At 53.6% G+C, this 4948-nt stretch carries 1 protein-coding gene and 4 pseudogenes; all 5 read left to right on the forward strand.

Going from position 1 to position 4948, the window contains the following annotated elements; translation table 11 throughout:
* Positions 1-112: 112 nt before the first annotated feature.
* Positions 113-724: pseudogene (locus EKH49_RS16255) on the forward strand (transposase); the annotation flags it as partial.
* Positions 719-1069: pseudogene (locus EKH49_RS17010) on the forward strand (transposase); the annotation flags it as partial. The pseudogenes EKH49_RS16255 and EKH49_RS17010, both read left to right, overlap by 6 nt.
* A 346-nt stretch (positions 1070-1415) precedes the next feature.
* The gene (locus EKH49_RS16260) at positions 1416-2804 is read left to right on the forward strand and encodes a hypothetical protein (RefSeq protein ID WP_128471669.1); all 1389 of its coding nucleotides are present in this window, start codon (positions 1416-1418) and stop codon (positions 2802-2804) included.
* Positions 2805-3126: 322 nt separating this feature from the next.
* A pseudogene (locus EKH49_RS16265) lies at positions 3127-3384 on the forward strand (IS982 family transposase); the annotation flags it as partial.
* 359 nt (positions 3385-3743) lie between these two features.
* Positions 3744-4916: pseudogene (locus EKH49_RS16270) on the forward strand (IS3 family transposase).
* Positions 4917-4948: the final 32 nt, after the last annotated feature.

The following is a 4948-nucleotide window of genomic DNA, read 5'->3' on the forward strand; positions in this document are numbered from 1 at the left end:
TCTTTCTTGAATTCTTCGGTGAAGATTCTTGGCATGGTTTTTGTTCCTTCGTTTGAGCATAACCATAGCTGGGTTATGCGGTCGAAGTGTCAACCAAACCTTCAGCAGACCCTTCATCCGGTGGATCGATGAGAAGAAGTTCTGGGAACCAGCCCTGGACGCTGACGGTGTCCAACGTGATAACGCGTGGGTGATCGACGCGAGCAAGGTGATCGAGCTGAAGGACTACCCGCCCGGGACAAGAATCTATTTGCGGGCCGAGCCCTTGCATCCCGGGGCGAAAGCGAACTTGTTCGATACTGACGGGAACCGTGTCACGGCGTTCTTGACCAATAGCCCGCGGTTCAACGTGGCATTCCTCGATGCCCGGCATCGGGCGCGGGGCCGGTGCGAGAACAGGATCAAGACGTTGAAGAATGCGGGGCTGGGCAAGCTTCCGTATTGGTCTTTTGCCGCGAATCAGGCGTGGGCGGACCTGGCGATGCTTGCACTGAATCTGGTGGCCTGGTTGCAGCTGGCCGTGCTGCCCAGCGGGCATGAGGCAAGTTGCTGGGATTTGAAACGGTGGCGGTACCGGCTGTTTTCCACGGCGGGGAAGATCGTTTCTGGCGGTAGGCAGCGCCGGCTACTGATCCATGAAAGTGCACCAGAAGCGCAACTGCTATTCCTGCTTCAACAGAGTATTGGCTTGCTGTTCCATCGGTGGCGGCATGGTGAGCTGGCCACCGAGTTCGGGTACGGGCCGGTGACTGTTGCGTGGATCCTGATCGCTTACTCGCACACAGGCAGAGTTCATTCTGAAGCTGCATTCGCGTCTATGTCTGGGGTCGCTCCGTTGCAGGCATCCTCCGGGAACACGGTACGGCACCGGCTTAATCGGCATGGTGACAGGATGCTGAATCAAGCGGTGGACGTCATTGCCAAGGTACGGATGCAGTTCGATCCTTAGACCAAGGACTACGTGGAGAAACGCAAGGCCGAGGGGCTGAGCTACCGGGAAATCAGACGGGTGCTGAAACGGTACATCGTTCGGAAAGTTTTTCGTCGGCTACGCGCGCTGGTCCCTTGACAGAACCCATAGAAGGGTCAGGCTAACCCCAGGAGCATTTGCGGGGTATCGCGTTGGGGTTCAGGAATCTGACGCATTATATTGCTCGGTCATTGCTGGAAGCTGGCGGGTTTAGGTCTCGCTTACACTCTGAAATCTGAAGAGCCAGTAAAAGGCATTGGGGCTGGGGGTAGGTTGATACGAAATTTATTCGTTCACCCGGCTGAGCATACACCTTAGAGAATATCCCCTCTAAGTACTTAGCATGCCATCGGCGCGTTCCGATCATTCCGGTAAGATGGCTATGCATATTGAATAGACTTCCAATAACAAGGCTGCAGTTAAGGTACTTGAACAAGGGGACATCATGAGTTTGTCAGAATTCCAGAAGTGGGATGATTTGGGATCGAATTTCTTCCCACTTTCTAACAGTTTGTGGGCATTGATTCCGTTAGAGGCATGGCGTAGAGGTCTTCGGGTGCAATTGCAACCTAACGCCCGCTATTCAATTTCGGATGGTCGGAAGACACTTCATTTCCGGCAGACTCGCCTTGCTGGTGCCGAGCAAGATGGAATCGCAAAAATCTGTGACGACAAGCAGGCGACAAAAAACTTACTGGAGAAAGCAAAGGTTCCGACTCCCAAGGGACGATATTTTTCGCCACCCTTTGACCGGAAAGAAATTTTGGCTTATGCGGAAGAGCTCGGGTTCCCAGTTTGCCTTAAGCCCAACTCATGGGCAAAAGCTAAGGGTGTATTCCCGAAGGTTCCCGATACAATAACATTTCGACGGTTATTGGACCACCTCATCGATGATTTGAGATGTCCAGAACTTCTCGTCGAGGAACATGTACAGGGCAATAACGTCCGAGTGTTTGTAGCTGGAGATCGAGTGATCGCTGCTAGCAGCATGTCGCCTGCAAACATAACGGGCGACGGTAAGCACAATATTGAAGAACTCATCGACATTAAAAACCACGCCCGGAAAGTCAACCCACATTTGGGTGGCTGTAAAATTGTGGTTGATGAAGAAGTGCACGAAACGCTGAGCACTCTGGGGCTTGACTTAGAGTCAATCGTCAAATCAGGAGAAACTGTCTTCTTGCGGAAATCTGCAAATATTTCCAAGGGTGGTGACAGTGTGGACGTAACTGATCGACTTTCACCAAAGATTTCACAAATGGCAATCGACACTATTAAAGGTGTCCGTGGACTTCAGCACGGAGGCGTGGATGTGTTGACCTTGAGCCCTACGGATAATTCGGCCGTGGCAATGGTGAACGAGATTAATCCCTCGGCTGGGTTAGGTCCTCACGTCTATCCTGGCAAGGGCGAGAGCATCAACGTCCCCGCAAGCATCGTGGATCATTATTTCCCTGATTCTCATGTGCTGGAAAATTCTTCTAATTGGTACTTTGCATTATCTCAGGTACTGCGATTGTTTACGTCGGAAACAGCGGCCAGCGTCGCTATCGCGCCCTTGCCCATTATCCAAAATACAATTTGGCGTACGGTTCGAGTGGTGATTGAAGAAAACCGACAAGCAGATGCTAGACGTAAACTCATCTCGCAAATTCCAAAGCTCGGTGTACATGGTCACGTGGCCCGACATGAGAAGGATCATTTTGATGTCTGTATGTCGGGAACAGGAAAATCTGTAGAACAAGCTTTAGAAATAATCAATCGTCTCGGCCACCGAGTGAAACCCGTAACAAAGAAGCCTTTCAGGGTTTCCCCCGGGTTCAGAGCATTGTAGAGGCAATCCATCGTAGGGAAATCTACGGGTGGAGAAGTATGGCTTCTCCACCCTTAATCGACGCTTCAAAGTTGAGGGGTGCCCCCTATGTTTAAAGTCAAGCAATTTTCAGCTCCGGAACATCATAAAGTGACCCGTCCCGGATCATCGCAAAGAACGCCGTCAGTCGGCGGTGGGCCAAAGCGATCAACGCTTGATTGTGGCATTTGCCCTAGATGAATAAGTCCTAATAACCCGGACCCAAAGAAAAGCCCCCTGAACAGAACAAAAAATCTGGTCAGGGGGCTTTTAAAGCTTGGTGGAGAGTGTTAAGAGTTATGGTGTGAACAAAAACCTAAACACCCTCCTGACAACACTCTACGTGTTCATCACCGACCATGTCATCCCGACCCTGCCCACCAGGCAGCGGCGTGGCCGCCGCCAACTGCTCACCGACGCGGAACTGCTCTGCCTTGCCGCGGCCCAGCACTTGCCGCACGGGGACTGCTCCGAAACCCGGTGGATCCGCTACGCCCGCACCCACTTGGGCGGCATGTTCCCCCATATTCCGCAGCAATCCGGATACAACAATGTGTTTCGTCAAGTTTTAGTAGGCCATTAAAGCGCTTAAAAGTAGGCCACTTCGGCTCAAAAGTAAGCCATTTCAGCACGGACTGAACCCTGCACCGACCTGAATACTCAAATACACAGGTCAATGCAGGATTCAACACTGAACGTTTCAGGACGACGACGGAAATTCAGCACTGAGCAAGCCTGCCTGCTGGACTTCAGGACACCTGCTGGCGCGAGGCCATGGCGCCACCGCACTCATCTCATCAACGCGTTCTTCACTCGGTAGGACTGGCCCCGGAACTGCAGCAAAGGGTCTGCTGAAGGTTTGGTTGACACTTCGACCGCATAACCCAGCTATGGTTATGCTCAAACGAAGGAACAAAAACCATGCCAAGAATCTTCACCGAAGAATTCAAGAAAGACGCCGTCGCTCTCGTGGAGTCGGGGATATCCCAGAAGCAAGTCTCCGCGGATCTGGGAGTCTCCAAGACCGCACTGCAAACCTGGGTCCGTGATGCCCGCTACCAATCCACGGCATGACCCCGTCCTCCGATGCTGACGAACGCAAGGAAATGTCCCAAGCGCTCAAACGCATCCGTGAGCTCGAAATGGAGAACGAGGTGCTGCGCAAGACCGCAGCCTACCTCTCCCAGCCGCATATCCGTTCCCCAAAATAATGGGCCCGCATCAATCAAGAATTAGCCGCCAGAACAGGCAGGAAACATATTCGAAGTGGCAGTGGCGTGTCGGGTCTTGGGATTCAGCACCCAGGCGTATTACAGGTGGCTGAAGAGCCCGGTCTCCGCCCGGGAAATCGAAGAGCAGGAGCTGATTGGCAAGCTGCACGAGCTTCACGAGGAGGACCCCGAGGGAGGGTACCGTGTGCTGGCCGATGACCTGGAAGACGCCGGATACCAAATTTCCGAGCGCCGGGTCTGGCGATTATGCCGCAAGGCAGGGATCCGCTCAGTGATCAGCAAACGCCAGCGTAAATACTCGCCAGCTGGTCCACCGGTGCATGATGACTTGGTGCGGCGGAACTTCACCGCCGAGCGGCCTAACCAGTTGTGGCTGACCGATATTACAGAGCACCACACGGGCGAAGGAAAGCTGTATTTGTGCGCGATCAAGGACGTGTTCAGTAACCGGATCGTTGGCTATTCAATGGATTCGAGGATGAAGGCCCATCTGGCTGTCAACGCCGTGGAAATGGCTGCGGCGCACCGTGGCCACCCGCGCGGAGTTAAGGTCCACAGCGACCGCGGCAGCCAGTTCCGGTCCAGGAAATTCACTCAAACGCTGGAACGCCACGGGCTAGTCGGTTCCATGGGCGAGGTCGGGGCAGCCGGCGACAATGCAGCCAAGGAGTCGTTTTTCAGCCTGTTGCAGAAGAACGTGCTGGACCGCCGTTGGTGGTCCTCCCGCCAACAACTTCGTCTGGCCATTATCGGATGGCTGGAGGGGAAGTATCATCGCAAGCGCAAGCAACGACGTTTGGGGAGAATGACCCCGATCCAATTCGAGGCTACAATGATCGAGTCTGTCGCTCTGGCAGCGTAAACCTGGGTGTCAACCAAACCATCAGCAGACCC

Origin of the sequence: Glutamicibacter sp. HZAU, assembly GCF_004100365.1 — a bacterium.
GTDB lineage: Bacteria > Actinomycetota > Actinomycetes > Actinomycetales > Micrococcaceae > Glutamicibacter > Glutamicibacter nicotianae.

Coding starts and splice junctions, on each gene's coding strand:
- EKH49_RS16260 (WP_128471669.1), top strand. CDS start 1,416: ATGAGTTTGTCAGAATTCCAGAAGTGGGATGATTTGGGATCGAATTTC.